The sequence below is a fragment of the Bradyrhizobium sp. UNPF46 genome, from assembly GCF_006658625.1.
Lineage (GTDB): Bacteria > Pseudomonadota > Alphaproteobacteria > Rhizobiales > Xanthobacteraceae > Bradyrhizobium > Bradyrhizobium nitroreducens.
The window spans coordinates 1-26,819 of sequence record NZ_LFJB01000051.1 but is presented as its reverse complement, the minus strand read 5'-3'; the positions used below and the strand labels follow the sequence as shown (position 1 = coordinate 26,819).

The window sequence follows — 26,819 nt, the reverse complement described above, 5'->3', positions numbered from 1 at the left end:
ACACCGGTTCGCGTGAAGAAAACGCGTCAAAACAAGAATCTAGAGCTTCGGTTCTGATTCAATCAGAACCGAAAATGCTCTAGCCGGCTTTTTCGGCCAAAGCTTTTCGGTCGGCGCCAAGACGCTGGCGCGGTGTAAAACCGTCAAGCGGGAGGTGAACGATCTGTGACCGGATTGTGGTCTCTGGGCCGCTCGGCTCGGACATGGGGACGGATATCGGGATTTTGTCGTCGCCACGGCGGACATTCTGCCGCAGCGATGGGCCACCAGCTTCAGGCCAGTCTCTGCCACATGCCGCCCTTTCGCCCGCGCGGGCCGTCGTATATGAGAGATTTGCCGCCGGAAGAGGCCGTATGGCGTTGGATACGGAACGGATGGCGGCTGCGATTTCTTAATCCAAAAATTGCAATCTGACCGATGATCGACGCAAGCACGGACTGACAACCGGGGTATGGCATGAAAGACCGACTGACGACGGCGCAATTCACCGGTGCGATGCGGCGTTGGGGCCCTCCCGGACTTGTGACGTTGGCGGCGATGGTCGCCTTTGCCGCGCTCACCCCGGCCGGTGCGGCCAAGCAGGCGCGCCAGCCGGCGGAGGCGGTGGCCCCGCGCCAGGCCGGCCAGCCGATCATGGCGATCGTCTCGATCAAGAGCCAGCAGGTCACTTTCTACGATTCCGAGGGCTGGATCCTGCGCGCGCCGGTGTCCACCGGCACCACGGGACGCGAGACGCCGGCGGGCGTCTTCGCCATCGTCGAGAAGGACAAGGACCACCGCTCGACCATGTATGACGATGCCTGGATGCCGAACATGCAGCGCATCACCTGGAACGGCATCGCTCTGCATGGCGGACCGCTGCCGGGCTACGCCGCCTCGCATGGCTGCGTGCGCATGCCGTTCGGCTTCGCCGAGAACCTGTTCGACAAGACCTATATCGGGATGCGTGTGATCATCTCGCCCCACGACTCGGTCCCGACCGAGATTTCTCATCCCTCGCTGTTCGTACCGAAGCCGGAAGCCATCGCGGCGGCCCCGAGCCGGGCGGACAAGCTCTCCGCCGAGGCCGAGGAGGCGACGAGGGCTGCCGACGAGGCCAAGAAGGCTGCTTCCGTCGCCGCGAAAGAAGCTTCCTCGCTTCCTGCTTTGCTGCGCAAGCTGGAGCAGCAGAAGGCCCGCGCTGACGCCGAGCTCGCCTTCGCGGACAAGACGCTCGCCAACGCCAAGACGGATCAGGCCCGCGCCAAGGCCGAGGAGCTGAAGCAGAAGACAGCGACCAAGGCCGCCGACGCGGCGACGCAGCTCGACGTCGCCAAGGCCGCGGCGCAGCCCAAGCGCGATGCCGTCGCCGCGACGAAGGATGCCGCCAAGGCCGCTGCGGCCAGGAAGGCCGACGCCGTCAAGGCCGCAACCGACGCAAAGCTCGCGGGCGAGCCGGTCTCGGTCTATATCAGCCGCTCGACGCAGAAGCTCTATGTGCGGCGAAACACGCACAAGCCGGCCCCCGATGGCGGCGGCGAGGTGTTCGACACCAGCATCGAAGTCCCCGTCACCATCCGCAATCCCGAGCAGCCGCTCGGCACCCATATCTTCACGGCGATGGCGAAGACCGACACGGGCCTGCGCTGGAGCGTGGTCACGATCGAAAACGGCGACGAGGCCCGCAATGCCCTCGACCGCATCACCATCCCGCAGGACGTGTGGGATCGCATCGGGCCGACCGCATTGCCGCGTTCCTCGATCATCATCTCGGACGAGCCGCTGAGCGCCGAGACCAATTACCGCACCGAGTTCGTCGCGGTGCTGAGCGATCAGCCGCAAGGCGGCTTCATCACCCGCAAGCCGACCGCGCCTGCCATGATCGCCAGCGATGACGGCTGGGACAATGGCGGCAACGGCTTCGGCTTCTTCTTCCAGCAGCGCGATCCCTACGTACAGCCGGCCAATCCGCGCCGGCAGCGTGGCCAGTACCAGTATTATCAATCGACGCAGCCGATGCAGCGGAACTGGTGGTAACTGCTCGCCCGCTGCGGCGGGCCGAGGTCGTCGCTACGCCCGCGCTTCGATCACGATCGCCTGGATCTTGCCGTCGACCGCTCCGGATCCATGCCGGGTTCGGAGCGTCTCGGCAACGAGGTCGGTCGCAGCCTGAAGCTTGCTGGCATCCCTTGCCTCGATCTCGCTGCGCAGCGGCGTGCCCTGGCAGAGCGCGAGTGCGACGTATTCGGCCGACGGTGCGCGGCTGGTTTCAGATCGCGTCTCGATCGAGATGTCGCGGAAGCCTGCGCGTTCGAGATCCGTTCGGATGACGGCTTTGTCGTAATAGCCGTGTGGCGTGCGGACCATGAAACGCGGCGGATCGTCGGGAAACATCCTGCCGAGTGCGATTGTCGCCTCGTGGGTGACCACATTGTCCTCGATGCGGTCCCAGACGTTGAACACGAACGTGCCATCGCCCTTCAGGACGCGCTTGACCTCTCCGTAAGCCTTGACGCGGTCCGGAAAGAACATCGCGCCGAACTGGCAGCAGACCACGTCGAACTCGGCGTCGCCGAAGGGCAGGGCCATGGCGTCCGCCTGCCGCCAGGTGATGCGATCGTCATTTGCCTGGCGCTGCGCGGCAACGGCGAGCATGGGCTCGTTGAGATCGCTCGCGACATAACGGACGCCGTGCGGCAACGCCGCCGCCACCGCGCGCGTCACGGCGCCCGTGCCAGCGGCGATCTCCAGCAGCACGGCGGGAGAGCGGGCCGCGACGCGTTTCGCGATATCCTCCGCATAGACGGAGAAGATCATCGGCACGAGATACTCGTCGTAGATTTTCGGAATCGAGCCGGCGAAAACCTTGTCAGTGTTGGACATGTTTGCCTCGCTGAAGGTTCGGACACGGGACCTATGTTAGCACGGCTCGCCGCCTACCGCGCCAGCAGCGACGTGAATCCCGCCGGTTCCTGCATCGCCTTGCGCGCTTCCAGCGACATCGGCTCGAAACGGCTGCCGCTGGAGATGCTGAGCCGGCTTTCGATGCCGTTCGAGCCGGTGTAGCAGCCCTCCGGCGTGTAGCTGACATAGCCGTCATCGCCGAAGCCGATCGCAGTGAGAAGCACGCGCCGCTCGGCGATGTCCCACACCTTGATGGTCTTGTCCTCGCTCGCCGAGATCAGCCGCGTGCCGCCCGGGAAGAACGCGACCGCCTCGACGTCCTCCTGATGGCCCGCGAAACTTGCCAGCAGCCGGCCGCTGTCGGCGTCCCACAAATTCACCGATTTGTCGCGCCCGCCGCCGCCGGTCACGATGCGCTTGCTGTCCGTCGACCAGCTCGCCGACACCACATAATCCCGATGGCCGGCGAGGAGCCGCGATGCGCCGCTCCTGACGTCCCACACTTTTGCCGAGCCGAGCTCCGCATCCGAGCCGGCGGTGACCACGCGCAAGCCGTCGGGCGAATAGGCCACGCGCAGGGCCTTGCGGCCATAGGCGTCCTTTGCGTCGACGGCACCGCTGGTGCGATAGAACCTGATCTTGCCGTCATAGCCGGCCGAGACGAACTCACCCGAGCCGGAGGGCGCGTAGCTCAAGGAGCGAACCGCAGCGCGCGCGGGATCGCCGCTCTGGTGATCGAGCTTGCTCTTGGCGAGCTCGCGGGTCACGAGGTTCCAGATCCGCACGACGCCGTCCTCGCCGGCCGAGGCCAGGTATTTGAGCGACGGCTCCGGCGCGAAGGCGACGGCGAACTGCTTTGCGCCGGCATCGAAGCTCAAGCTGCGGCCGTCGCTTCCGAGGTCCCATACCCTCACCTTGCCGTCCCACCCGGCGGAGGCAAGCTGTCTGCCGTCGGTCCAGTAGTCGAGCGCGTAGACCGCCCCGGTGTGTCCCCGCAGCACCCGCGTCAGTCGAAACGAGCCGGCGTCCCAGAGCCGGATCACGCCGTCGTCGCCCGCGGTGGCGACCTCCCTTCCGTTGGGCGACACGGCGATCGTGCGCACGCTCGCGCCCTCGACATTCGGCTTGATCGAGACCGGAATGAACGGGCCGCCGACGGCATCGTTGCCGTGCCGCGCGGTGCGCGTGGTGCAAGTCGATGCCGGCGCGGCGGCGACGCTCTTCGTCTCGCCTGCCGGGGCACCCGAGAGTGCGAGCGGGACGACGGTGGCCGGAGCAGCCGCCATTTTGGGGGGAGCCATGGGCTTTGCGGCCTCCGGCTGCGGCGGCAGGACGGGTGAGGTCTGCACCTTCTTCAGCTCGTTCTCCACCGTGACCGGAGGCGTGCGCGGCGTCGCCGCGGCGAGCCGGTTGCGCTGAACCTTGGCCAGATCGGTGTAGAACCCGCTCGGATGCGCCGCGATGTAGAGATCCCAGGCCTCCACGGTCCCGACGCGTTCGGCAAATTCATAGTCGCGCGATGCGCTCGCATCTCCGGAGCCCACCGGCGCGGCCGGCGGGGAGGCAATCGCAGTCGCAGGCGCCAATACGACGTCGTCGCCGCCGAGCGAGCCGTAGATGAACGGCTCCTGCCTGTTGGTCGTGGCCTGCAGCACCTCGTCGCGGACGTAGCCGAACGCCTTGCGCAGATCGAGGCCGGGCGTTGCGAGGTGATGCGCCAGCGCGGTGGCGAAGGGGCTGTTCTTGCCGTCGCCGTCGAGCGCCGTGAGCCCGGCCTTGGCCGCGAAGGCCACCAGCGTGTTCGGGCTCGACGGTTCGACTTTGGCCAGGCCCCGCGCGACCGCCCGCGATGCCATCGTGCGCTTCATGTTCTTGGCGAACGGATTGTCGCGGCAGGCATCGAGAATGACGAGGCGCAGCCGCTTCGCCGGTTCGATGGCGACCAGCACGCGGTCGAGCCCGATGGTCTCGTCATAGACATCGGTGTCGTTCTCGAGCTGGGCATCGACGGGAACGAGATAATTGTTGCCGTCGATCTCGATGCCGTGGCCGGCATAGTAGATCACGGCGATGTCGGCGCCACGCGCCTTCGCGCCGAAATCGCGCAAGGTTCGGCGCATGTCCTGCGCGGAAAGATCGTTGCGTGCTTCGACGACGGTGAAGCCGGCCTTCTTGAAGGTCTCGACCAAGAGGCCGGCGTCGTTGGTGGCATTGGCGAGCTTGGGGGCGCGCTGATAGGCCGAATTGCCCATGACCAGCGCCATGCGCTGGTCGGCAAATGCTGCGGCGGGCTCCGAGACAAGCGCCAATGTGCCGAAAATAAAGAGATAAAGAAACTTCATCACGGCCCCCAAAGCCGGGATCTATAAATGTCGGCAAGAATATCCGACCGGGGGCGCAATACAATTTCTATTTGGTCCGGACCGGCGTTTCCCCGCGCCGCATGCCGGCAATCGATCCTACGATGTACCGCCGCCGACCTCGCGGATCGGCCGCGACCCGTCCCAGCCGAGAGCCGCCTGACGGACCCGCTCGAAGAACGGCCCCTTGGTGCCGCTGATGTCCGAGATCTCGATCACCGTGCCCGGATGGGCCTGCGTGTCGAAATAGGCAAAGCGCCCCTTGTCGCCGCCGATCTGGCCCTCATGGCCGACCCTGTAGCCGAGCCCGATCGCCTTGTCGTAGAGCGCCTGATAGTCGTGGCTCCAGTAGGACATGTGCTGGAGCCCTTCGTGACCGGCGTCGAGGAACTCCCTGTACAACGAGGGCGCGTCGTTGCGCTGCTGGATCAATTCGATCTGGAGATCGCCGGAATTGGCGAGCGCGATGCTCATCTCGACGGATGAGTCCTGGCCGCGATGGCGGAACCAGTCGGTCTTGACCCGGTCCATGTAGTACCAGGGGCCGACACCCATCACCTCGATCCAGTGTTTCATCGCGGCCTGGATGTCCCGCACCACATATCCGTTCTGGCGCACCGCGCCGAAGATGCGGCTCATGCCTGCGCTCCTGTCCTCAACCCGGTCACTTGACCTCGATCCCCGCGTCCTTGGCAACCTGTTTCCAGGCTGCGATGTCGCGCGCATTGATGTCGCGCTGCTCCTCGCCGGGCACGAATTGCGGGGTGATGCCGAGCGCCAGCAGCTTCTCTTTCACCAAGGCATCACCGAGCGCCTCCTTCAGGGCCGCCGACAGCTTCTTCGCGATGGGTTCGGCAAGGCCCGCGGGCGCATACATCGCCCAGGACAGGCTGCGGTCGAACGGCACGCCCTGTTCCCCGTAGCTGGCGACATCGGGCAGGCTCGGCGAACGCTCGCCGCAGGCAGCCAGCGCCTTGATCGAGCCGTCCTTCACCAGCGGCGTTGCAGTCGCAACGTCCAGCGTGGCCAACGAGATGTGGCCGCCGAGCAAATCGCCGGCCAGCTTGGCGATGCCGTTGAACGGGACGTGCTCCATCTTGATGCCGGTCTGCTGCATCAGGATCTCAGCGCAGAATTGTCCGGTCGAGCCGACGCCCCAGCTGCCGTACTGCACCGGCTCGCCCTTCTTGGCCAGCGCGACCAGGCCCTTGATGTCATTGGCGGCAAAGTTCTTGGTCGCAACCAGCATGATCGAGGAGGTGCCGACGCGGCCGATGGTGGTGAAATCCTTGATCGGGTCGTAGGGCAGTCTTGGATAGATCGCCGGCGCCAGCACATGGGTGGTCATGCCGCCGACGGTGATGGTGTAGCCGTCGTTCGGCGACGTCGCGACCATCTGCGTGCCGAGCGTGCCGGCCGCGCCCGTGTGGTTCTCGATATAGATGCTCTGCCCCAGCGTCTTGCCCATCCTGTCCGCGAGCAGCCGCCCGACCACGTCGCCGCCGCCGCCGGCCGCATAAGGCAGCAGCATCTTGATCTTGTGCGTCGGGTAGGCGGCCGGATCCTCGGCATGCGACGGCAGTGCCGCCGATAGCAATGCGAGCAATGAGAGCGTGGCGGTCCTGAACTTCATGATTGTCCCCTAATTCTCGAAACGAAAGCGATAGGCATCGCCGTGCCTGATGACGCGACCTGCGGTCGGTGCCGGAAAATGACCGGTGAGCAGATAGCTCGGCGTGTCCGCGAGCTCCTCCAACAGCGCCATCCGCGTCGCGACCGCCGCGGCCGGATCGACATCGGCGGCATTGGACAGCCACGGCGCAGCGCACTGGATCGGATGATGGATGACGTCGCCCGACATCACCGCATGATCGTGGCCGCCATTGAGATGGATCTGCATGTTGCCGGCGGTGTGCCCCGGCGCCGGCGCGAAGCGCAGGGCCGCGTCGCGATCACCAAACAGGCGATGATCGGTCTCGACGAATTCGGCAAGGCCTGCGGCGACCACCGGCAGCACGGAATCCTCGAACGAGCCGTGGTTCACCGGGCTCTTCGGCGCCGCCTTGTGCGCGGCCTCGAAATGCCGGTACTCCTCGCGCCCCATCAGATAGCGCGCGTTGGGGAAGGTCGGCACCCAGCTGCCGTCGAGCAGCCGCGTGTTCCAGCCGACGTGATCGACATGCAGATGCGTGCACATCACGAAATCGACCTGTTCAGGGGCAACGCCCAGTGCCTGCAAATTCTCCAGATAGGGCTGGTCGAGGTTGTTCCACGCCGGCACACGCGGCCGCTTCTTGTGGTTGCCGCAGCAGGTGTCGACGATCGCGGTCCAGCGCGGTGTGCGGACGAGATAGGAGTGGTGGCTGAGGATGAAACGGCCGGTCTCCGGCTCGATATAGCGGTGATCGAGCCAACTGCGGTTGTCCGCGATCACCTTGTCGGTGACGTTGGCGAACAGCCAGCTCTTGTCGAAGGCGAGCGCGGGGATCTCGCTGACGAGATCGACCCGCATGCTGCCGATTCTGACCTGCCGCATGCCTCAGTTCTTCAGGAGTTCGCCGAACGGCATCCAGCGCGTGCCGTCGAAGCGGATCAGCTGCAGGCTCGTCATCGGCGTATAGCGTGCCGGCGAGTTGTTCACCGTGGTGCCGTTGATCAGCATCGGCAGGCGCACGTCCTTGAGCGTGGTCGCCTGCTTCATCACATTGGCCCGGGTAAGGTCGTTGCCGGATGCCTTCAGCACCGTCACCAGCGTCTGCGCGATGGTATAGCCATAGACGTTGAGCCAGTCGCTCTTGTTGGCGTCGGGCAGGTACTTGTCCATGAAGGCGAGCCATTCCTTGTAGCCGGCATCATCCTTGTTGGCGGGATCGGTGGCGTCCTTCAGATACTGGCTGGAGATCACGCCGGTGGAATTGTCCTTGCCGGCCGGCTCGAGCACGCCGCTGATCGAGGCCGAGACGTTGGAGATGATGGTCACGGGCTTCCAGCCGATCTCGCCGATCTTGCGGATCGCCTGTGCCGCAAACCTCGGCGTCGCCGCCACCAGCACGATTTCGGCGCCGGCGGTCTTCAGCTGCAGGATCTGGGTGTCGACCGTGGGTGCAGAGGTCTCATAGGCTGCGCGGGCGACAATGGCTTCGCCGCCGCCGAGCCCTTCCTCCAGCGCCTTCAGATAGTCCTTGCCGAGATCGTCGTTCTGGTAGAGCACGCCGATCTTGGCGTTGGCGTGGCTGGCCTTGACGTATCTGGCGTAGGCGATCGCCTCGTCGCGATAGGTCGGCTGCCAGCCGACGGTCCATGGAAAGTTCTTGGGATCGTCCCACTTCGCCGCGCCCGAGCCGAGGAAGAGCTGCGGCACCTTGCGGTCGTTGAGATATTTGTGCACGGCGCTGTTGGTCGGGGTGCCGACGCCGCCGAAGATCAGCAGCACTTCGTCGCTCTCGACCAGCCTTCGGGTTTGTTCCACCGTCTTCGGCGGGCTGTAGGCGTCATCAGCGATGATCATCTGGATGCGCCGGCCGTTGACGCCGCCCTCGTCGTTCACCTTGCGGAAATAGGCTTCCGCGGATCTTGCGATCTGGGCGAAGGCCGAGACCGGGCCGCTCAGCGGCGCGGTGGTGCCGATCTTGATGGCCTTGTCGTCGGCGCCGGGGTCGTACCTGCTTTGGGCGGAGGCGGTGCTGGCCGCGAGCAGCGGCAACAGGATGCTGGTCGCAACTACGCGAAGGCGGGCAAAGCGCGCCATGAGGTCGTCTCCCCAAAATTGCTCTCCGCCTCTCGATGGAGCGGAGTTGAAACGCGAGAACAGCGCCCGAAGCAGGCTTGCGGGCCGCGACCGTTGCCGCCAGGCTGGCCAAACGAACGATCGTTCGTACGGTTGACTAGCGAACGATCGTTCGTTAGTCAAGTCGTCATGGCTGTCCACACCTCCAGCGCGGCGGAAGCGGCCGCGCCAACGACGCGGGAGCGCATCCTGTCCGAGGCGCTCAATCTGTTCGCGCAGAGCGGCTATGGCGGCGCCTCGATGCGCGAGCTCGCGCGCCGCGTCGGCATTCGCGAGAGCAGCCTCTACAACCACTTTCCCGGCAAGGCCGCGATCCTGGAAGCGATCGTCAGCGAGCATGGCCCCGCCAGTTCGGCGAGCCGGCTGGAGGAGCCGCGCTACAAGCAGCTCGCGCGCCAGCCCGCGGCGTTCTGCCGCCAGTTCGCGCTCGACCTCGTCGAGCAATGGTCCGACCCGCGCGAGCACCAGTTCCAGAAGGTGATCACGGCCGAGCGTAACCGCGTGCCAGGCATCCGTGCCAAGTTCGCCGACCATTTCTACGCGCGCGAGCAGAGCATGATGACGGATTATTTCCGCGGTTTTGCGCTGGCGGGCCTGATCTCGACCACCGATCCGCGCGAGACCGCCCGGCTGTTCGCCGCCGGCCTGATCTATATCCGCCTCGAGCATTACGTGATGGGCGCGGCGCCCTCGCCGCGGCCGAAGGTGATCGAGGCGATCGACCGTTATCTGTCCTTCTTCCTGTCGCTGATTGCGGCGGATAATGACGACGGCAACAAGAAACGAAAAACAAAGGGAGAGAATCGTGGCAAGGCTGCCCCTGATTGATCCGGAGACGACGAGCGGCGACATCCGTGCCTCGTTCGACCGCATGCCGGTCAAGCTCAACATCTTCCGCATGATGGCCCATGCCGAGGCCAACATGATCCCGGCGATGCGGCTCGGCAATTCGATCCTGCACAAGCAGAAGCTCAGCGCCGTCAACCGCGAGCTGCTGATCCTCCAGGCGGCCCAGCTCGAGGGCGGCGCCTATGAATGGCGCCAGCACGTGCCGATCGCACTCGGCGTCGGCTGCACGCAGGCGCAGGTCGATGCGGTCGAGCGTGGCGACTACGATGCCGCCGGCTTGAGCGAGGCCGAACGCGCGCTGCTCAAGTTCGGCCGCGAGGTCGTCGAGAACGTCCGCGTTCCCGAGGCGACCTTCGCGTCCGTGCGAAAGCACTTCAGCGACCAGGAGATCGTCGAATCGATCGTTGCGCTCGGCTTCTACATGATGATGGCGCGCCTGACCGAGGCGACCGAAACAGATCTCGATCCCGCCGCCGGCATGAAGGTCTATGACGGCGGCAAGAAGTAGGCGGCGGAGATGACGGAGACCGAGACCAAGTCGGAGCGTTACGTTCGTCCACCCAGCGCGGAGTCCTTGGGCGAAGCGCCGGGGAGGGGGCGGTTGAAGGGGCGCCGTATCCTCATCGTCGGTGGGGGCCAGCGGGTGTTCGACGCGGCCACCGATCCGATCGGCAACGGCCGCGCCATGAGCATGTTGTGCGCACGCGAGGGCGCCAAGGTCGCGGTCGCCGATCTCAACCGCAGCTCCGCCGAGCAGACGGTCAAGCGCATCACCGGCGAAGGCGGCGAGGCCTTCGCGATTGCCGCGGACGTCACGTCGGAAGCAGACGTCGTCCGCATGATCGAGGAGGCGCATCGGGCGATGGGCGGCCTCGACGGCATGGTGCTGAATATCGGTACCTTCGGCAAGACCGGGCTCGACAATGTCAGCCCGGAGGAGTGGAACAAGATCTACGACGTCAACGTCCGCGGTCCCATGCTATGCTGCCGCGCAGGCTTGCCGAAATTCGACGATGGCGGCGCCATCGTCTTCATCTCCTCGATCGCCGCGCTGAAGGCGGGCTCGCAAATGGCCGTGTATGATTCATCGAAAGCGGCACTCGGCGGCCTGATGCGCAACATCGCCCATCTCGGATCGCGCCGCGGCATCCGCGCCAACCTCGTCTATCCCGGCCTCGTCGACACCCCGAACGGCCGCGAAGCCGGCGCCGGCCGCCCCAATCGCGGCAAGGGCCACGTTCCCTTCGGCCGCCAGGCCACGGCCTGGGAGATCGCGTACGCCGTGCTGTTCTTCCTGTCTGACGAAAGCGTCTACGTCACCGCGCAGACGCTGGCGGTGGATAGCGGCCTGAGCGGGATGTGAGAGGCCTAGCGACGTCAACACACCCACTGACGTCATCCTGAGGTGCTCACCTTGCGATGCATTCGCATCGCAAGGTGAGCCTCGAAGGATGGGCTACAGGCGCCCGCGGCCCATCCTTCGAGGCGCGCAAGGGCGCGCACCTCAGGATGACGGAGTGCTTGTGGACACAAAAATCGGGTGTCTATCGCGCGTGCGATCGGGCGCGACAGATGAGGTGGTCGAGCGAGATGTTCCCGGGCCCGTAAGCCATGATGCCGAGGGCCATCGCCGCCCAGGTGATGTGGATCGGCCACCCGTCGGGCACCGTGAGCTCGACGACGATGGTCATGAACAGAAGTCCGAGCCCTGCGAACCTTGTGCCGAGCCCCAGCACAAGCAGGATCGGAAACATGATCTCGCCGCAGCCCGACAGGAACGCCATCACCGCCGGCGCCGGAAAGTGATAGGGGCCGCCCGGCAGATGCAGCATGAACTCGTCGCTGAACAGCGTCACGGCGGTGTCGTTCAGCTTCAGGAAGCCGCCCCATTTGAGCATGCCGGATCGCCAGAACGGCACGGCCAGCGCGAGGCGCAGCACGAGCTGGACCAGCGAAGGCGTGGCGAGAATCTGAACCAGACGATTGGCCCGGTCGACGAGCAACCAGGGCGACGGCAGGCTGCTGTCGGTGGTCATGTGTTGGTCCGTGATCATGAGGGGTCTCCGCAGGCGAGCGAGATGAAGGTGCCGGCTTCGATCAACCCGGCGATATTTGCGGCAATGTCGAATCCAGGTGCCGCGTCCAGCGCCGACGCCGCGGCTTCGCCGAGCGACAGGCCCGAAATCAGACCATCGGCAAACACCGCGCCGCCGGGCGGAAGGCGGTGCACGGTGACGTCGAATGCGGGTCGCGTGATCAGCGCATCCTCCGGCGTCGAGGCATCGATGCGCAGGAGCGGTGCGCCATCGCGGTTGGCGGCAAAGATCGTCACGGCCGCATATTGCGAGCGCAGGCATCGCGCGGCCGGATGTGGAACGAACACCAGATCGGCCAGGTGATCGGGCGTCACCGTCGAGAGCCGGGCCGGCGACAATGGCGCGGCATCGGCGGCGTGATAGGCATCGAGCCAGGCCCGTTCGATACGCGCGACATCGGCCAGCCAGGGCATGTCCTGCGCATGCTCATAAGCTTCGACGAACGCCGGAAAATCGCGGCCATATTCGAACAGCAGCGGCGAGGTCGGCGGATGGCTGCGAACATGGAAGCGCGCCATGGCGCGGAAGAACTCAGGTCCGGTGATGCGCTGCACCGCCGGATAGACCGCAGCCAGGGCGTCGATCAGGCTGACCGTGACGTTGTTGCGGTAGACGTCGTAACGGCGGCCGGCGGCCTTGCCGTTCGGGCCGGTCACGACCGAAGGCGTGCTGCGCGCGGGATCCAGCAGCGCCGGCGCGAAGGCAGCGGCAAAAGGCAGGCTGGGTTCAGGCAGCATGACGCTCTCCCGCAAACACAGCGGCCTGATCACGGTCGAGGATCGCCTGTGCGGCAGCAGCCTCCGCTTGCAGCACCGGCCAGTCCGGAATCTTGCTGTCCCATTCGATCAGCGTCGGCACCGCGCCGCGGCGCTGGATGACGATCTCGTAGAGCTTCCAGACGGCGTCGGCGACCGGACCGTCATGACTGTCGATCAGCAGCAGGTCGCCTTCGTCGTCGGCCTGCTCGGCATGGCCGGCAAGATGGATTTCCTGGACGCGCGACAGCGGGAAGTCGGCGAGATAGTCGAGCGCCGAGTAGCCGTGATTGGTCGCGGAGACGAACACATTGTTGACGTCGAGCAGCAGTCCGCAGCCGGTGCGCTCGGTAACCGCGCGGATGAACTCGGTCTCGCGCATCGCGGAGTCGCGGAAGGCGACATAGGTCGACGGGTTTTCCAGCAGCAGCGGCCGGCGGATCGCCTCCTGCACCTGGTCGATGTGGTCGCAGACGCAAGCCAGCGTCGCTTCGGTGTAGGGCAGGGGCAACAGATCGTTGAAGAAGCTGGTTTCATGCGTGGACCAGGCCAGATGCTCGGACACCAGCGCCGGCTGGTAGCGCGCGACGAGACTGCGGAAGCGTGCCAGATGGGCCTTGTCGAGCGGCCGGGGGCCGCCAATCGACATGCAGACGCCATGCAGGGACAGCGGATGGTCGCGGCGGATCGCTTCCAGGGCGCGATGCGGCGGGCCGCCATCGCCCATGTAGTTCTCGGCGTGGACCTCGAAGAAGCCACGCCGAGGTCCTGCCTCGAGGATATCAGCCAGATGCTCCGGCTTGAAGCTCGTCCCGGCGACGCCCCCGATCGGCATTGCGAAGCGAAGCGGCATGGCTGCGGGTCGGGTCGGCTGGATCACCGTGCTCATCGTGCTGCTCCGTTCGTGCTTGCTGGCGGCGTCGCGCCGTCCGTCAGACCGGCTTGAGCGAACCCTTCTTGCCGTTCGGCAGCTCGATGCTGGTGCAGGTGCCGCCCTGCACGAATTTCCAGGCGTTGCCCTGGAAGTCGACGGTCGAGGTGCCCTGGCAGGTCGTGCCCGGTCCCGCCGCGCAATCGTTCTGGCCCTTCAGCGCGACGCCGAAGCACTTCTCCTTCTTGGCGGCCATTGCAGCCTCGCCCTCGGCCTTGGTCAGCGGGCCGGCGGCGGCGAGGGTCGCGAGCGCGGTCGATACGGCGCCGGCGAGGACGAGCGAGGTGACGGCATGTTTGGCAGACATCGATATTCTCCTGTTCGAGATGGCATCCCCTGGCAGGCGATGCGCGCATGGTCTCCTTCGATGCGCAGGCAGCCCGCGTTACTGAAGGGCCGCTCACGAACCCGTGAGACCGATTGGATCGGGCGCACCGCCGGTGCGCTTGGGCTGGTATTTGCGGCCAGGCGTCCGCTCAAGGCCAATGCCTAGGGTCTATCGAGACGGTAGCCACCGGGCATTGGCGGCGCGGGCCCGTTTCCGGCCAGATGTAACGGGCGAGCGTCCGCGGCGTAGAGCAATGTCAGTGGCTCCAGCGGACCGGCAGGCGAAGGCAGCGATGAAGGTTGATCCCGAACGGCGGCTGCAGGCGATCGCGAGGATGACGGTCAGCATCCGCCTCGCGGTGTCGGCGCTGGTCCTGGCGGCGATCCTGCTGACGGCCGCGCTCTCCAGCCTGCTCTGGTGGCGCACGGCGGAGGCGACCAGCCGGCAACTCGCCTCGACCATCAACGAGCAGATCGTGGCGGCGGTGCGCAAGGAGGTCTCGGCCATCGTCGACGAGGCGCGTGCCGCGCACACCGCGATCCGCACGCTGTTCCTGCAGAACGTGCTCGACACCCGCGAGGCCGACAAGCGCGAGTTCGTGTTTCTGTCGCAATTGCAGTCGCAGGCGACGATCTCCTGGGTCGCCTTCGGCTGGCCCGACGGCTCCTTCTTCGCCGCGCACAAGCTCGGCGATCGTCGCCTGGAGATGATGGAGATCTCGCTGACGGATCACCCAGGCGAGCGCCGCGTGGATGAATATGACGTGGTGCCCGGCGACATCGAATTCGCCAATCGCCGCTTCGAGCCGACTGCGTTCCGTGTCGCCGATCAGGCCTGGTTCAAGGCCGGGCTCAGCGCGGACGACCCGCAATGGTTCAGGGTGATGGATCATGCCACCGGCGAGCGGCCCTCGATCGCCTTCGCGGGGCCGATCGACGTCTATCAGGAGCGGCAAGGCGTTCTGGCCGTCATCATCGAATATACCAGGCTGGCGCGCTTCCTGTCGCAGCTCGAGGTCGGGCGCACGGGGACCGCCTTCATCGTCGATGGCAGCGGCGAGCTCGTCGCCGCGCCGGACAAGGAGGCCGACGAGCTCCACCCCGCGCGCGGCGATATCACGCTTCTTCCACTGGCGCGCGCAGCGCTCGACAGAGCGGGCGAGGCCGGCCGCAAGGCGGCCTGGCGAAGCCGGCTCACCTCGGGCGGCGCGGCGTATGAGGTTGCGCTGACACCGCTGCCGTTTCCCGGCTGGTCGCTCGCCACCGTGATCCCCGAGGCCGAATTTCTCGGGCCGGTCGAAACGACGCTGCAGCGCCTGATCCTCGGCCTCGCCGTCGGCGCGGTGCTCGCCGCGCTGGCTTCCGCGATGCTGGCGCGGTCCGTCATCGCCGCGCCGCTGTCGCGCGTGGTCGGCGAGCTTCGTCATGTCGAGGCCTTCGCGCTGGAGCAGGTCCGCCGCCACCCCTCGCGGCTCAAGGAGATCGCGAGCCTGTCGGGCGCGATCGCCGAGATGGCGTCCGGCCTGTCCGCGTTCCGCAAATTCATCCCGGCCGATCTGGTCCGTGGCCTGCTGCGGCAGGGCGTCGAAGCGAAGCCCGGCGGCAGCGTCCAGCAGCTCAGCGTGATGTTCATCGACATCGCCGGTTTCACCGGCCTGTCCGAGCGACTCGGTGATCGCGTCGTGCCGCTGCTCTCGCGCTATCTCGACGTGACCTCGGAGATCATCGTCGCCAATGGCGGCACCATCGACAAGTTCATCGGCGATGCCGTCATGGCGTTCTGGGGCGCGCCGCAGCCGCAGGACGATCACGCCGCGAGGTGCTGCCGCGCCGCGCTGGCTTGCCGCAAGGCGGTGGAAGAGTCCGGCCTGGTCGACGATCTCGGCCAGCCGCTGCAGATCCGGATCGGCATCAATTCGGGCCGTATGCTGGTAGGCAATATCGGCTCGGAGCTGCGGCTGAACTACACCGTGATCGGCGATGCCGTGAACGTCGCCAGCCGGCTCGAAGGTGCCAACAAATCCTATGGCACGCAGATCCTGATCGGCGAGACCACCGAACGCCTGGCACGCGGCGCCGTCATTACGCGCGAGATCGATAGCATCGCGGTCTACGGACGGGAGGAGGGGCTGTCCGTCTACGAGCTGATCGGGATGACGGGCGAGGGCATCATCGACGGCGAGACGATCGGCTGGATCGCCGATTACGAGCGCGGCCTTGCCGCCTATCGCGCGCGGCGCTTTGCCGATGCGTTCGCCGATTTCGAAGCCGTGCTGAAGCGGCGTGGCCACGATCGTCCCGCCGAGCTGATGCGGGATCGCTGCCGCCAGTTCGCATCGGCAGAGCCCGACGCCGCCTGGCGCCCCCTGGCGGCCATGGCCTCGAAATAGTGGCGCTGGCGTCCGGGACACCTGGCGCTACAATCGCGCCTGTCCGCGCATCTCACATCAGGCTTGAGCCAGACGAGCGTCTATAGTAGGAATTTTCATGGGTCTGCAGTTCACCCAGGCGTCACCGTCCCGCGAGGGAAGCTAAACCTGCAAGGCTCAATCGAACCGACACCAAACCTCGTGCCGCGTCGTAAGCCGGTGACCTCCGACAATCCTATCCGGATCGGCGCATAGAGGATTGGTCATGGCCAGAACTCCCATTGCCTTCGTTGCGGGCGACATTTCCGCGCTCGCGAAATCCGTACGCGCTCAGCTGCTGCAGCGAACCTCGCCACCGGGACACGTCGAGCTGCTCAATATTCTTGCGCGTGCGACGGGACACAGGAATTATCAGCATTTCCGCGCGGGTGCGGCGTGCACGTCCGCTGACCGCGGCGCGCCGGCTGTTCAAAGAGAGGCGGTCGATCTGAAACGGGTGCAACGCGCGGCGCGCCATTTCGACGAGCACGGCAGGCTGCTGCGCTGGCCTGCCCGCCACAATCTGCAGCAGCTGAGCCTCTGGGTGTTGTGGGCCGGCTTCCCGCCGCGGTGCAGTCTGGCCGAGCCGGAAGTCAAGACGCTGTTGAACAGTCGGCACGCCTTTGCCGACGATGCCTTGCTCCGCCGTGCGCTATGCGATCACGGCCTGGTGTCCCGCACGGCCGATGGACGCGCGTATCGTAGGATCGAGCGACAACCACCGCTGGAGGCGACAGCGCTTCTGCGTCATCTCAAGGCAGGCGCAGCGGAAGCTGCGACATGACGACAAATCCCCAGACATTGTCGCTCGCCGGACCTTCGCCGGTCTCGGTGCAGACCTCCCGCGGGATGGTCCAGTGCGCGATCGCGGGCGAGGGGCCCGCCATCCTCGCCATCCACGGTGGCATGGGCGGCCATGATCAGTCGTGGCTGCTGGCGCGCGCCCTCGCCACGACGCTTGGAGACAAGCAGGTGGTGGCCGTGTCGCGCCCGGGCTATCTCGGCTCGCGTCTCGCGCTTGGCGCATCGCCCGACGAGCAGGCTGATGTCTATCTGGCGCTACTCGACGCGCTCGAAATTTCGACCGCGGTCATCGTTGCGGTCTCGGCCGGCGGTCCCTCGGCGCTGCAATTCGCCGCGCGGCATCCCACGCGCTGCCGCGCGCTCGTGCTGGTCTCGGCCTGCACGGGACGCCTGCAGACGCCACCGGAGATCGCCGCGCGTCTGCGCATGATGGGCCACCTCGCGCGCCTTCCCGGCTTGCCCCGCGCTTTGAAATGGCAGGCTGAACGGAATCCGCAAGCCGGTGCGCGCCGCGCGATTCCCGATGACGCGATGCGCGATCGGACCCTCCGCCATCCGGAGGCCGGTCCGTTCCTTCGCACCTTGCAATTTGGTGTGTTCGACCGTCTGCCCAAGCGGCTGCCGGGGACCGTCAACGACATTGCGCAGTTTGCCGCGCTGGGACAGTTGCCCGCCGGGTTGATCTCGGCGCCGACGCTCGTCGTGCACGGCCGCGCCGACAATGTCGTGCCGTTCCTGCATGCCGAGAACGTCTGCCGGGCCATTCCGCACGCGAAGCTGCTGGCGCCCCCCGACGGCGGCCACGTCGCGCTGTTCACGCATCTGGACCTGGTGCGCAAGGAGGCCGAGCCGTTCTTGAATGCGCGCGAACGCGCTCCGTTGCACCATCGCATCGAGGATCGCCATGAAGGCAACATTGCTCAGATCTGAGGACTACACCCGCTCGCCCTGGAAGAACGGCGGAGGCATCTTCACCGATATCGCGGACGCGCATCGGGCCGACGCGCCGCAGAAGAGCTGGGATAGCCTGCTGTGGCGCTTTGCGAGCACGCCGATCGTGGCGCCCGGGCCGTTCTCTCACATGCCGGGCATCGACCGCCTGCAGATGGTCGTCAGTGGGCGCGGGCTGGTGCTGAGGGCGCCGGGGCAGGACTTCGACGAGCGGGAGCCGTTCACCACCGTGCGCTTCACCGGCGAGCTCGAGATCGTGACCGAGCTCGAGGCGGGTCCCGTCGAGGTCGTCAACCTGATGGCGCGGAGGGGGGCGGCGGAGATTGATCTCTTGGCACTCCGAGCGCCGGCCGACCGGCAGCTCGCCGCCGGCACGCATCTGGTTTATGCCGCGGGCGGCGGTTGCCGCATCCGCCTCGATGGCGAGGAATTTTCAGTTTCGCACGAAGACACGCTGAAGGTGGAGCTCACCGCGGCCGCGCAACTCGCGTTGATGTCGGGGCTGGCGGTGCTGGGCTCGATCCGGCTGATCGGCTAGCGCGATCGCTCCCTGCGCACAATCCGGGCAACTGGCCAGGTTGACGGCGCCCGGCCGGAGTACGATATGTGCTGCGATGCAAACCGCCGCTGAAGGGCAAGCGATGACCACGCCGACGACCAGCAATGCCCCCACGCAAGCCGACGGCGTCATCGACTGGCTGACCAACGGCACGCGCGACGAGCGCTTCATCGACAACATCTTCGCGCAGATGTGCATCCGTCTGCAGCAGGCGGGCATTCCGCTCAAGCGGGCGACGCTTCACGTCCAGATCAATCATCCGCAATGGCTTGGGGCCCGGATGATCTGGTCCGAGGGCATGACGGGCGCGGAGATCGCGCGGGTGGATTACGACGTCCGCGAGCGGCCCGAATACATCGGCAGCCCCGCCAGCGAGATCATCGAGGGCGCCACCGAGCTCCGCGAGAATCTGGAACAAGATCCCTCGCTCGGCCGCAAGCACGCCATCTACGGCGAGATGCGGGCCGGCGGGCTGACTGACTACGTCGCCTGGCCGCTGTACCATACGCTCGGCAAACAGCACGTCGTCACCTTTGCCACCGACCGGCCCGGCGGTTTCGACGATTCGCATATCACCGCCCTCAAGAAGCTCCTGCCGGTGCTGGCGCTGGTCAGCGAGATCCGCGTCAAGAACCGCCTGGCGCGCACCCTGCTGGAGACCTATGTCGGCTCCCATGCCGGCGAGCTCATTCTGGCCGGCGCCACCCGGCGCGGCACCGGCACGACGGTGCGCGCCGCGATCATGATCTGCGACCTCCGGGATTTCACCAAGATCTCCGACAATTGGCCGCGCGACGACGTCATCGACCTGCTCAACGACTATTTCGACGCGATGTCGGAGCCGATCGCGCGGCACGGCGGCGAGATCCTGAAGTTCATCGGCGACGGCCTGCTCGCGATCTTTCCGCTGCAACATCCCGACGCCTGCGCAGATCTGCTCCATGCCGTGACCGAGGCCCGCCAGGCCATGACCGCGCTGAACGAACGCAACAGCGGCACGGGCCGCGCGCCGCTGAACTACGGCATCGGCGTCCATGTCGGCGACGTCATGTACGGCAACATCGGATCGAGCAGCCGGCTCGACTTCACCGTGATCGGCCCCGCCGTCAACATGGCCTCGCGCTTGGAGGCCCTGACCAAGCAGTTGGGACGACCGGTGCTGCTGTCACGCGACTTCGCCGAGCTGGTGCAGCCGAAATTCGAGCTGGAGCGTGTCGGCCAGCACGCGGTGCGCGGCTTCAGCGATCCGATCGAGCTGTTTGCGTATCACGGCTGAGGCGGGCTGCGCCGGACGCCGCCGGTGAAGCTAGAGCCCAAGTCGGGCCGCGACGTGATCGATCGCCATGTCCAGCGCCAGCTCCAGCGGTCGTGTCGAACGCAAGGTTTGCGCGAGCAACAGACCTCCCTGCAGGCTGGCAAGCATCGCCTCCGAAAGCTCTTTCAGATCGCCGGCAGACGTTATTCCCGCGCGTGACTGCATTCTGGCGAATGCCGCTTCGAAATGGCCTGCCCAGCGTGCAAAGCTCTCCGCCAGCGCCGCGCGCGTGCGCGGCGTTTCCGAGAGTTCGGCAGCCAGCGAGCCGAGCGGGCAGCCGCCGGCGCAATTGGTCTGGTGCGTCAGCGCGACGACGGCGTCGCGCCATCGGCGAAGTCCTGAGAGGGAGTTGAGCTTTCGCAGCAGACCCTCGTGCGTTCCGAGCACGCACTCGGCCTGACGCTGGATCACCGCCAGCACGAGCTCATCCTTGTCGGCGAAGTAGTGATAGACCTGCGATTTGCTGGCCTTGCTGGCCTCGATCACCGCATCGATCGTCGTGTTCGCGGCGCCTCGCGCCCGCACGAGCTCGGTTGCCGCATCGACGATGCGCGCGCGTGTTGCCGCGCCCCGTGCGGTCTTTGGCACTGAAGTGTTGGGCATTGAGGTCTTCGGCACTGGGGTCTTGGGCAATGCAGTCACGTTTTTGTTCATCGCCGTCACCGTACTTGACAGGGATGAGGCTGGCAAGTAATTGGACTAAATAGTCCAGTTTCTGGAGAAGACAAGAATGCCTCGTCTCGACAATGGTGATGCCTTTCCGGCCCTGACGCTCGACACGGTCGCCGACGGTACGGTTTCCGTCGCGCATCACCTGGCAGGCCGCTACGGCGTGGTCCTGATGTATCGCGGATCATGGTGCCCGTATTGCAACGCGCAGCTTGCGGCCTTTGCGCGAGCGAAGGAGAAGCTCGACGAACTCGGGATCAGGGTCGTTGCCCTGTCGGTCGACGACAGGACCGACGCAAGTACGCTGGTCGAAAAGCACCGGCTGAATTTTCCGGTCGGCTATCGCGCCGATGCGGACAGGATCGCCGCGACGACCGGCGCCTATGTCAGCGAGAGCCCGCGCTATCTGCAATCCACCGGCTTCGTTCTCGACCCGAACGGAAGGGTGATCACGGCGGTCTATTCCAGCGGTGCGATTGGGCGGTTGGTCGCCGAGGACGTGATCGGCTTCGTCCGTTATGTGAAGTCCAAGTGAGGTCCAAGTGAGGTCCAAGTGAGGTCCAAGTGAGGTCCAAGTGAGGTCCAAGTGAGGTCAACTGAAACCCGGAGGCTCGGACGTGAACTCACATGAGGTTGCCGTCGTCGTTGGCGCAGGTCCCGGATTGGGCAATGCGCTCGTTGCGCGCTTCGCGGATGAGGGCATGCGCGTTGCTGCGGTCTCGCGCAGCGGCGGCGCCGCTGTGTCCCACCGCGATCTGGTTCGCCGTTACTCTTGCGATGCGACGGTCGCGGAGCAGGTCAAGGACGTGTTCGCTCGTGTCGGGAACGAACTCGGGCCGCCATCCCTGGTCGTGTTCAATGTCGGCATCTGGGATCGGGGAGGAATCCTCGACATCTCCGCGGCGTTGTTCGAACAGGCCTGGCGCACGGGTTGCTTTGCCGGGTTCCTGGTCGGCCGTGTCGCTGCGGCATCCATGCTCGACAGCGGAGCTGGTACGATCATTTTCTCCGGTGCTACCGGATCGATCCGGGGCGGTGGTGGATTTGCCGCCTTTGCCTCGCCGAAATTCGCCCTGCGGGCGCTGGCACAGTCGATGGCTCGCGAGCTGGGCCCGAAGAACATTCATGTGGCCCATGTCATCCTCGACGGCATGATCGCGCAGGAGGACGATCCAGCGGAAAGCCTGCTTCAGCCGGCGGCGATTGCGGAGAGCTATTATCAGTTGCACCGGCAGGCCCGCAGCGCCTGGACCCATGAGCTCGACCTGCGGCCATCAAGTGAAAAATTCTAGCTCGCCCGCCGCATCCGCCCGAGTTGCCAACCCGCGGCCGCGCGACTGGCTATTGCTGCTGTCGCTGGTGCTGATCTGGGCCGTGAGCTGGCCGGTCATCAAGATTGGTGTCGGTCAGATTCCGCCAATCTGGTACGGTTGCTTCCGCTATGCGATCGCGGCGCTCATCCTGTTCGGAGTCCTGCTTGCGCGGGGTGAGCTTGTGCTGCCGCCGCCCGCCGATGTTCCGGTCGTCGTCATTTCGGGGGCGCTTCAGATGGCGGCGTATTCGGCGCTCACCGGTCTTGCGCTGACGATCTTGCCGCCGGGGCGTGCATCCGTACTGGCGTTTTCGACGCCCATCGTGGTCGCGCCGCTCGCGGCCTGGCGGCTGGGTGAAGATCTGGGACCGAAGATGGTGGCGGGCGTGTTGATCGGATGTGCCGGAATGGCGGTGATCGCCTCGCCGTCCTTTGCCGTCATCGGCAGGCAGACCCTGGCTTACGGCATGCTGATGGGCGCCGCCACGGCGTGGGCCGTCACCATCGTGACCGTACGGGGGCATCGCTTCACCTCTTCGGCATTGAGCCTCGCCCCCTGGCAGATGCTGATCGCGGCAATCCTGCTGCTTCCGATCGCGATCTCCGCCGAGGGAGCGCCAGCAATGTCGCCGCTGGGCGCGGCCACGCTCGTCTACGTGGCGCCGGTCGCCACCGCGTTCGCCTACTGGGCCGTGGTCGAGGCCGGGCGCCGCTTCGCCGCAAGCACCATGTCGATGGCACTGCTGGCGACACCCAGCGTCGGATTGCTGATTTCCGCGCGGATGCTGAATGAGCAGATCAATGCGTCTCTTCTCGCGGGAGTGGCTCTGACCGCGACCGGGATCCGTTTGACGATTGCGACGACGCGACAGGGATGATCCGAGAGGCCCTGTCGACTGCGCGTCGTCGCTCTGCGAGGGCACGGCAGTTCGTCTGTTGCCAACGCGGGCATGTGCAACTACGCTTTGCGCCGCCTCGTCCATGTTTCTTCGATCAGTCGCACCGACATGCCCAAATTCCTACGCATCGGAGTCCATCAGTCGAACGTATCGGGGTACACGTCGAAGGCCTGGTGCATCCGGCGGGTTGGTTCGGCGGTTTTCCTGAAGTGGGGCGCCGTGGAGGTCCAGGGCGCCGGCGATGGGCGAAAGGTCTATTGGACGCGTCTGCCGCAGGAGAAGACGGTTCGGTGCGGCACGGCGCAGCGTGCCCAGGACTATGCCAAAGCCGCGATCGCCCGGCGTCGCAGCCATCGCTATGAACCGCTCTCCGGACCGATCGCGCCGCGGCGCCGGGCGGCCGAGATCGGCGCCGAGTCCAAGCAAGTGCTGGCCACGATCCTGATCGTCGACATCGTCGGCTCCACCGCAAAGGCGGCGAAGCTCGGCGATGCGCGCTGGACCAAGATCATGGGTCATTATTATGCTGCCGTGCGCAAGGAGCTGAAGAACTCGCGCGGCAAGGAAGTCGTGACGACCGGCGACGGCGTCCTGGCGACCTTCAAGGCGCCGGCGGCCGGAATCACATGCGCGACCGCGATCCAGAAGGCGGTGCGCACATTGGGGCTCGACATCAGGGTCGGGCTGCATGCCGGCGAATACAAGGTGAGCGGAGGCGAGATGGTCGGCCTTGCCTTCCACATCGGCACGCGCGTCGCCGCCAAAGCACGGGCCGGCGAAGTCCTGGTCTCGAGCGCGGTCAGGGACCTGATGGCGAAGTCCGAGATTCGCTTCAGGGATCACGGCGTGCACCAGCTCAAGGGCGTGCCGGCGCGATGGAGGCTGTACCGGGTGGAGAGCTGAGCGGGATCGCGAACAGGCGTTCTCCCGCGCAAGGATCTCGCTCCTCGGGACCACGGGCTTCCTCAACCGCCGGGAACCGCGAGTTACGCCAGTTGCGCCCGGAACTCATTGACGGGATTAGCTTCTTTGAAGTCGCAACGATCACGTTAAGGTCGAAGACACCAAGTGCTTTTACGTGTCCTTCGCGTCTCTGTCCTAGCCTTCCATGCGGTTGGGACAATCTCGATGGGCTTCTTCGCGCGGATTCGTGACGCATTCGTGGTCGGCGATACGACCGATCCGCTCGGACGTTCGCTGCTCGTCGAGCAATTCCGGGTGCTGCGCGAGCAGGTGCCGGTGCTCTACGCCGTTCTTCTGGTCGACAGCATCAGCGTCGGCCTTTTCCTCCCGGTCACGGTGTCGGCCTGGCTGAGATTTGCCTTGCCGGCCGCGCTGCTTGCGATCTGTCTGTTTCGGCTGGCGCAGTGGCTCCGGCTCAAGAAGGCCGACTTCACCGCCGAGGAAGCCTATCGCGAGCTCGCAAGTGCCCGTCTCGCCACGGTGGTGATCTGCTCCAGCTTCGTGATCTGGATCCTTGCGCTGTTCATGGCCGTCGACCCCGGCCTGCGCGCGCCGGTTGCCCTTCTCATCTTCATGGGATGCGTCGGAACCGCCTACTGTCTCGGCAGCTTCCCGCCGGCGTCCCGGCTGACGATGCTGATTGCCGGTGCGCCCGTCGCCACGCTCCTGCTGCTCTCCGGCGACGGGATGATGATCTCGGTCGGCATCAATCTGCTGGCGCTGCTTGCTCTGCTCGCCCGGATGATCAACACCAATTTCCGCTCCTTCGTGAAGATGGTCGAGACCCACGAACGGCTGGCCCTGGAAGGTGAGCGCGCGCGGGCCGCGGAGCAGACGGCGACGGCGTTCGCGGAGCGCTTCGATCGGGCGCTCAACAACATGTCCCAGGGGCTGTGCTTCTTCGACGCCGATCAGCGCCTGATCGTCTGCAACCGGCAGTATCTCGAGGTCTACGATCTGGACCCGAAACTGGTCCGGCCAGGCATGAAGCTGAACGACATCGTCGATCTCCGCTATTCGGTCGGCAGTGCACCGAAGATGGAGAAGACGGATTATCTGCTCTGGCGCAACAGCGCGCCGGTGATCAGCGAAGATTCGGATACGACCGTGGAGCTGACCAACGGCCGGATCGTGCGGATCCGGCATCGTCCGATGGAGGACAATGGTTGGGTCGCCACCCACGAGGACATCACGGAGCGACATCGCACCGAGATGGCGCTTGCGGAAGCCGAAGCCTCTTTCCGCCTCCTGTTCGAAGAGAACCCGCTTCCGATGTGGGTGGTCGATGCAAAGACGCGTCGGCTCATCGCCGTGAACGGTGCGATGTGCCGGCACTATGGATATTCCCGCCAGGATCTTCTCGCCATGTCCGAGCATCAGCTCGCCTATGGCGAACCGCAAGCGGCGGCCGGACGCGACTGCGAATTGCACAGGACGGCCGACGGCGAGGTGATCGAGGTCGTGATCGAATCCCGGCCGCTCGCCTATGAGGGGCAGTCCGCCCATGTCTGCGTCGCCTTCGATGTGACGGAACGGAACCGGGCGCAGCAGAGGGTCAGCTACCTCGCGTGTCACGACGCGCTCACGGAGCTGCCGAACAGGGCCGCCCTGGACGAGCACCTCGGCGCCGCGATCGAGCGGGCGGAGATCACCGATGGCGCCTTTGCCGTGCTCTGCATTGATCTCGACCATTTCAAGGAGATCAACGATCGTTTCGGCCATGCCGTCGGCGATGCCGTGCTACGCGAGGCCTCGCGGCGCCTGCAGCGGGCGGCGCAAGGATCCTATGTCGCTCGCGTCGGCGGCGATGAATTCATCGGCATCACCGACCAGTCGCCCCTGCCGGCAACCGCGGAGCTGCTCGCCACGAGGATACGGGCTCAATTCGAGCAACCGATCGAGGTCGATGGCCATGTGCTGAAGATCGATCTCTGCGTCGGCGTCGCGCTTTATCCGCGAGACGCCGACAATTCCGTGTCGCTGCTGGCGAATGCGGACGCCGCGCTGTATCGCGCCAAGCACGAGGGCAGAGGAGCCGTCCGCCTGTTCACCGGCGCGATGGACCAGCAACTGCGGGACCGCCGCGCGCTGGAGCACGATTTGCGGATGGCCGTCGAGCGGGGCGAGCTTTATCTGGAGTATCAGCCGCAGCAGCATCGCGACGGCACGCTGACGGCCTACGAGGCGCTGGTGCGCTGGCGGCATCCGGAGCGCGGGATCATCGCCCCGGGCGAGTTCATTCCGATCGCGGAGCAGAGCGGCTCCATCGCGCAGATCGACGATTGGGTGCTGATGGAGGCGTGCAGGGAAGCGGCATCATGGGGGCAGCCGCTGCGGGTGGCCGTCAACGTCTCGGCGGCGCAGTTCCGTCGGGAAAATCTCGACCGGCAGGTCCGCCGGGCGCTGCGCGACAGCGGGCTTGCGGCCGCACGTCTCGAGCTCGAGATCACCGAGGGCGTCCTGATCGAGGATATGCCGCGCGCCAAGCGGACGATGCAGTCGCTCAAGGCGCTCGGCATCCTGATCGCACTCGACGACTTCGGAACGGGATACTCGTCGCTGTCATATCTCGAAGCGTTTCCGCTGGACCGGATCAAGATCGATCGCTCCTTCGTCGTCTCGCTCGGCCAGAGCGAGCGATCGCTCGCCATCGTGCGGGCCGTGATTGGTCTCGCTCATGGTCTCGGAGTGCCTGTTCTGGCGGAAGGCATCGAGACCGATGCCCAGATGTCGCTCCTGGTGCAGGAGGGCTGCGACGAGATGCAGGGATATCTGATCGGGCGGCCGCAGAGCCTCGTGCCCTCCAGGTCAAGCAAGAGCACTTCCAGACGCGCCGCATCCTGAACGGCGGACGCGGGCACCGAGCGCCTAGAGCATTTTCGGTTCTGATTGAATCAGAACCGAAGCTCTAGATTCTTGTTTTGACGCGTTTTCTTCACGCGAACCGGTGT

General features: G+C 65.7%; 25 protein-coding genes. 14 read left to right on the top strand and 11 right to left on the bottom strand.

Going from position 1 to position 26,819, the window contains the following annotated elements:
- The first annotated feature begins 456 nt into the window (after positions 1 to 456).
- Entirely contained in the window at positions 457 to 2,016 is a 1,560-nt protein-coding gene (locus UNPF46_RS21200; RefSeq protein ID WP_142251303.1) for a L,D-transpeptidase, read from the top strand.
- Positions 2,017 to 2,049: 33 nt separating this feature from the next.
- On the opposite strand, the gene UNPF46_RS21195 is transcribed toward UNPF46_RS21200, so the two are convergent.
- The 6 genes from UNPF46_RS21195 to UNPF46_RS21170 all read right to left on the bottom strand — a co-directional run bounded on the left by UNPF46_RS21195 (position 2,050) and on the right by UNPF46_RS21170 (position 8,991).
- Positions 2,050 to 2,862, bottom strand: coding sequence for a class I SAM-dependent methyltransferase (locus tag UNPF46_RS21195; RefSeq protein ID WP_142251302.1), 813 nt, complete (start codon positions 2,860 to 2,862; stop codon positions 2,050 to 2,052).
- Positions 2,863 to 2,915: 53 nt separating this feature from the next.
- Positions 2,916 to 5,225, bottom strand: a complete 2,310-nt coding sequence (locus UNPF46_RS38635) for a caspase family protein (protein ID WP_142251301.1) — start codon at positions 5,223 to 5,225, stop codon at positions 2,916 to 2,918.
- A 117-nt stretch (positions 5,226 to 5,342) separates the two neighbouring features.
- Positions 5,343 to 5,882 carry a VOC family protein gene (locus tag UNPF46_RS21185; protein ID WP_142251300.1) on the bottom strand — a complete coding sequence of 180 codons (540 nt, stop codon included), beginning with the start codon at positions 5,880 to 5,882 and terminating at the stop codon, positions 5,343 to 5,345.
- Positions 5,883 to 5,907: 25 nt separating this feature from the next.
- Positions 5,908 to 6,876 (bottom strand): Bug family tripartite tricarboxylate transporter substrate binding protein, encoded by a 969-nt coding sequence (locus UNPF46_RS21180; RefSeq protein WP_142251299.1) that lies wholly within the window; start codon positions 6,874 to 6,876, stop codon positions 5,908 to 5,910.
- Between the two features lie 9 nt (positions 6,877 to 6,885).
- On the bottom strand, positions 6,886 to 7,779 hold the full coding sequence (locus tag UNPF46_RS21175; protein WP_100179652.1) for an MBL fold metallo-hydrolase: 894 nt from the start codon (positions 7,777 to 7,779) through the stop codon (positions 6,886 to 6,888).
- A 3-nt stretch (positions 7,780 to 7,782) separates the two neighbouring features.
- Positions 7,783 to 8,991 (bottom strand): ABC transporter substrate-binding protein, encoded by a 1,209-nt coding sequence (locus UNPF46_RS21170; RefSeq protein ID WP_100179651.1) that lies wholly within the window; start codon positions 8,989 to 8,991, stop codon positions 7,783 to 7,785.
- A gap of 168 nt (positions 8,992 to 9,159) precedes the next feature.
- On the opposite strand from UNPF46_RS21170, the gene UNPF46_RS21165 reads away from it, so the two are divergent.
- The 3 genes from UNPF46_RS21165 to UNPF46_RS21155 are packed head-to-tail and all read left to right on the top strand — an operon-like array spanning position 9,160 to position 11,242.
- The gene (locus UNPF46_RS21165; RefSeq protein ID WP_142251298.1) at positions 9,160 to 9,858 is read left to right on the top strand and encodes a TetR/AcrR family transcriptional regulator; all 699 of its coding nucleotides are present in this window, start codon (positions 9,160 to 9,162) and stop codon (positions 9,856 to 9,858) included.
- Complete coding sequence (locus UNPF46_RS21160; RefSeq protein ID WP_174719147.1) at positions 9,836 to 10,387, top strand: carboxymuconolactone decarboxylase family protein; 552 nt, start codon at positions 9,836 to 9,838, stop codon at positions 10,385 to 10,387. The genes UNPF46_RS21165 and UNPF46_RS21160 overlap by 23 nt, the downstream gene beginning before the upstream one ends.
- 9 nt (positions 10,388 to 10,396) lie before the next feature.
- Positions 10,397 to 11,242 (top strand): SDR family NAD(P)-dependent oxidoreductase, encoded by an 846-nt coding sequence (locus tag UNPF46_RS21155; RefSeq protein WP_100179648.1) that lies wholly within the window; start codon positions 10,397 to 10,399, stop codon positions 11,240 to 11,242.
- A 181-nt stretch (positions 11,243 to 11,423) separates the two neighbouring features.
- Here UNPF46_RS21155 and UNPF46_RS21150 read toward each other — a convergent pair whose 3' ends face one another.
- From UNPF46_RS21150 to UNPF46_RS21135, 4 genes are read right to left on the bottom strand one after another with little or no spacing between them, the layout of a single operon-like run.
- Positions 11,424 to 11,933: a DoxX family protein gene (locus UNPF46_RS21150; protein WP_142251296.1), complete on the bottom strand. Its 510-nt coding sequence runs from the start codon at positions 11,931 to 11,933 to the stop codon at positions 11,424 to 11,426.
- A complete protein-coding gene (locus tag UNPF46_RS21145) occupies positions 11,930 to 12,712 on the bottom strand; it encodes an HvfC/BufC N-terminal domain-containing protein (RefSeq protein WP_142251295.1) in 783 nt (260 codons plus the stop codon). The genes UNPF46_RS21150 and UNPF46_RS21145 overlap by 4 nt, the downstream gene beginning before the upstream one ends.
- Positions 12,702 to 13,619: an MNIO family bufferin maturase gene (gene bufB / locus UNPF46_RS21140; protein WP_100179645.1), complete on the bottom strand. Its 918-nt coding sequence runs from the start codon at positions 13,617 to 13,619 to the stop codon at positions 12,702 to 12,704. The genes UNPF46_RS21145 and bufB overlap by 11 nt, the downstream gene beginning before the upstream one ends.
- A gap of 43 nt (positions 13,620 to 13,662) precedes the next feature.
- A complete protein-coding gene (locus tag UNPF46_RS21135; protein WP_100179644.1) occupies positions 13,663 to 13,968 on the bottom strand; it encodes a BufA1 family periplasmic bufferin-type metallophore in 306 nt (101 codons plus the stop codon).
- A gap of 313 nt (positions 13,969 to 14,281) precedes the next feature.
- Between UNPF46_RS21135 and UNPF46_RS21130 the strand changes: the two genes are divergently transcribed.
- From UNPF46_RS21130 to UNPF46_RS21110, 5 genes are all read left to right on the top strand, one after another.
- Positions 14,282 to 16,378 (top strand): adenylate/guanylate cyclase domain-containing protein, encoded by a 2,097-nt coding sequence (locus UNPF46_RS21130; RefSeq protein ID WP_142251294.1) that lies wholly within the window; start codon positions 14,282 to 14,284, stop codon positions 16,376 to 16,378.
- A 244-nt stretch (positions 16,379 to 16,622) separates the two neighbouring features.
- A complete protein-coding gene (locus UNPF46_RS21125; RefSeq protein WP_142251293.1) occupies positions 16,623 to 17,180 on the top strand; it encodes a DUF2087 domain-containing protein in 558 nt (185 codons plus the stop codon).
- Between the two features lie 17 nt (positions 17,181 to 17,197).
- Complete coding sequence (locus UNPF46_RS21120; protein WP_246668706.1) at positions 17,198 to 18,130, top strand: alpha/beta fold hydrolase; 933 nt, start codon at positions 17,198 to 17,200, stop codon at positions 18,128 to 18,130.
- Positions 18,105 to 18,689, top strand: a complete 585-nt coding sequence (locus UNPF46_RS21115; RefSeq protein ID WP_174719146.1) for a HutD/Ves family protein — start codon at positions 18,105 to 18,107, stop codon at positions 18,687 to 18,689. The genes UNPF46_RS21120 and UNPF46_RS21115 overlap by 26 nt, the downstream gene beginning before the upstream one ends.
- 103 nt (positions 18,690 to 18,792) lie before the next feature.
- Positions 18,793 to 19,986 (top strand): adenylate/guanylate cyclase domain-containing protein, encoded by a 1,194-nt coding sequence (locus UNPF46_RS21110; protein WP_245448451.1) that lies wholly within the window; start codon positions 18,793 to 18,795, stop codon positions 19,984 to 19,986.
- Between the two features lie 30 nt (positions 19,987 to 20,016).
- Here UNPF46_RS21110 and UNPF46_RS21105 read toward each other — a convergent pair whose 3' ends face one another.
- Positions 20,017 to 20,679 (bottom strand): TetR/AcrR family transcriptional regulator, encoded by a 663-nt coding sequence (locus UNPF46_RS21105; protein WP_245448599.1) that lies wholly within the window; start codon positions 20,677 to 20,679, stop codon positions 20,017 to 20,019.
- Positions 20,680 to 20,755: 76 nt separating this feature from the next.
- Here UNPF46_RS21105 and UNPF46_RS21100 point away from each other — a divergent pair, with 76 nt between their 5' ends.
- From UNPF46_RS21100 to UNPF46_RS21080, 5 genes are all read left to right on the top strand, one after another.
- Positions 20,756 to 21,229 (top strand): peroxiredoxin family protein, encoded by a 474-nt coding sequence (locus tag UNPF46_RS21100; RefSeq protein ID WP_142251291.1) that lies wholly within the window; start codon positions 20,756 to 20,758, stop codon positions 21,227 to 21,229.
- An 82-nt stretch (positions 21,230 to 21,311) separates the two neighbouring features.
- On the top strand, positions 21,312 to 21,986 hold the full coding sequence (locus UNPF46_RS21095; RefSeq protein WP_142251290.1) for an SDR family NAD(P)-dependent oxidoreductase: 675 nt from the start codon (positions 21,312 to 21,314) through the stop codon (positions 21,984 to 21,986).
- Positions 21,987 to 22,038: 52 nt separating this feature from the next.
- On the top strand, positions 22,039 to 22,884 hold the full coding sequence (locus UNPF46_RS21090; RefSeq protein ID WP_181770038.1) for a DMT family transporter: 846 nt from the start codon (positions 22,039 to 22,041) through the stop codon (positions 22,882 to 22,884).
- Between the two features lie 129 nt (positions 22,885 to 23,013).
- Positions 23,014 to 23,808, top strand: a complete 795-nt coding sequence (locus tag UNPF46_RS21085) for an adenylate/guanylate cyclase domain-containing protein (RefSeq protein ID WP_142251288.1) — start codon at positions 23,014 to 23,016, stop codon at positions 23,806 to 23,808.
- 225 nt (positions 23,809 to 24,033) lie between these two features.
- Positions 24,034 to 26,712, top strand: a complete 2,679-nt coding sequence (locus tag UNPF46_RS21080) for an EAL domain-containing protein (protein WP_142251287.1) — start codon at positions 24,034 to 24,036, stop codon at positions 26,710 to 26,712.
- Positions 26,713 to 26,819 lie beyond the last annotated feature (107 nt).

Coding starts and splice junctions, on each gene's coding strand:
- UNPF46_RS21200 (WP_142251303.1), top strand. CDS start 457: ATGAAAGACCGACTGACGACGGCGCAATTCACCGGTGCGATGCGGCGT.
- UNPF46_RS21195 (WP_142251302.1), bottom strand. CDS start 2,862: ATGTCCAACACTGACAAGGTTTTCGCCGGCTCGATTCCGAAAATCTAC.
- UNPF46_RS38635 (WP_142251301.1), bottom strand. CDS start 5,225: ATGAAGTTTCTTTATCTCTTTATTTTCGGCACATTGGCGCTTGTCTCG.
- UNPF46_RS21185 (WP_142251300.1), bottom strand. CDS start 5,882: ATGAGCCGCATCTTCGGCGCGGTGCGCCAGAACGGATATGTGGTGCGG.
- UNPF46_RS21180 (WP_142251299.1), bottom strand. CDS start 6,876: ATGAAGTTCAGGACCGCCACGCTCTCATTGCTCGCATTGCTATCGGCG.
- UNPF46_RS21175 (WP_100179652.1), bottom strand. CDS start 7,779: ATGCGGCAGGTCAGAATCGGCAGCATGCGGGTCGATCTCGTCAGCGAG.
- UNPF46_RS21170 (WP_100179651.1), bottom strand. CDS start 8,991: ATGGCGCGCTTTGCCCGCCTTCGCGTAGTTGCGACCAGCATCCTGTTG.
- UNPF46_RS21165 (WP_142251298.1), top strand. CDS start 9,160: ATGGCTGTCCACACCTCCAGCGCGGCGGAAGCGGCCGCGCCAACGACG.
- UNPF46_RS21155 (WP_100179648.1), top strand. CDS start 10,397: ATGACGGAGACCGAGACCAAGTCGGAGCGTTACGTTCGTCCACCCAGC.
- UNPF46_RS21150 (WP_142251296.1), bottom strand. CDS start 11,933: ATGATCACGGACCAACACATGACCACCGACAGCAGCCTGCCGTCGCCC.
- UNPF46_RS21145 (WP_142251295.1), bottom strand. CDS start 12,712: ATGCTGCCTGAACCCAGCCTGCCTTTTGCCGCTGCCTTCGCGCCGGCG.
- bufB (WP_100179645.1), bottom strand. CDS start 13,619: ATGAGCACGGTGATCCAGCCGACCCGACCCGCAGCCATGCCGCTTCGC.
- UNPF46_RS21135 (WP_100179644.1), bottom strand. CDS start 13,968: ATGTCTGCCAAACATGCCGTCACCTCGCTCGTCCTCGCCGGCGCCGTA.
- UNPF46_RS21130 (WP_142251294.1), top strand. CDS start 14,282: ATGAAGGTTGATCCCGAACGGCGGCTGCAGGCGATCGCGAGGATGACG.
- UNPF46_RS21125 (WP_142251293.1), top strand. CDS start 16,623: ATGGCCAGAACTCCCATTGCCTTCGTTGCGGGCGACATTTCCGCGCTC.
- UNPF46_RS21115 (WP_174719146.1), top strand. CDS start 18,105: ATGAAGGCAACATTGCTCAGATCTGAGGACTACACCCGCTCGCCCTGG.
- UNPF46_RS21110 (WP_245448451.1), top strand. CDS start 18,793: ATGACCACGCCGACGACCAGCAATGCCCCCACGCAAGCCGACGGCGTC.
- UNPF46_RS21105 (WP_245448599.1), bottom strand. CDS start 20,679: ATGAACAAAAACGTGACTGCATTGCCCAAGACCCCAGTGCCGAAGACC.
- UNPF46_RS21100 (WP_142251291.1), top strand. CDS start 20,756: ATGCCTCGTCTCGACAATGGTGATGCCTTTCCGGCCCTGACGCTCGAC.
- UNPF46_RS21085 (WP_142251288.1), top strand. CDS start 23,014: ATGCCCAAATTCCTACGCATCGGAGTCCATCAGTCGAACGTATCGGGG.
- UNPF46_RS21080 (WP_142251287.1), top strand. CDS start 24,034: ATGGGCTTCTTCGCGCGGATTCGTGACGCATTCGTGGTCGGCGATACG.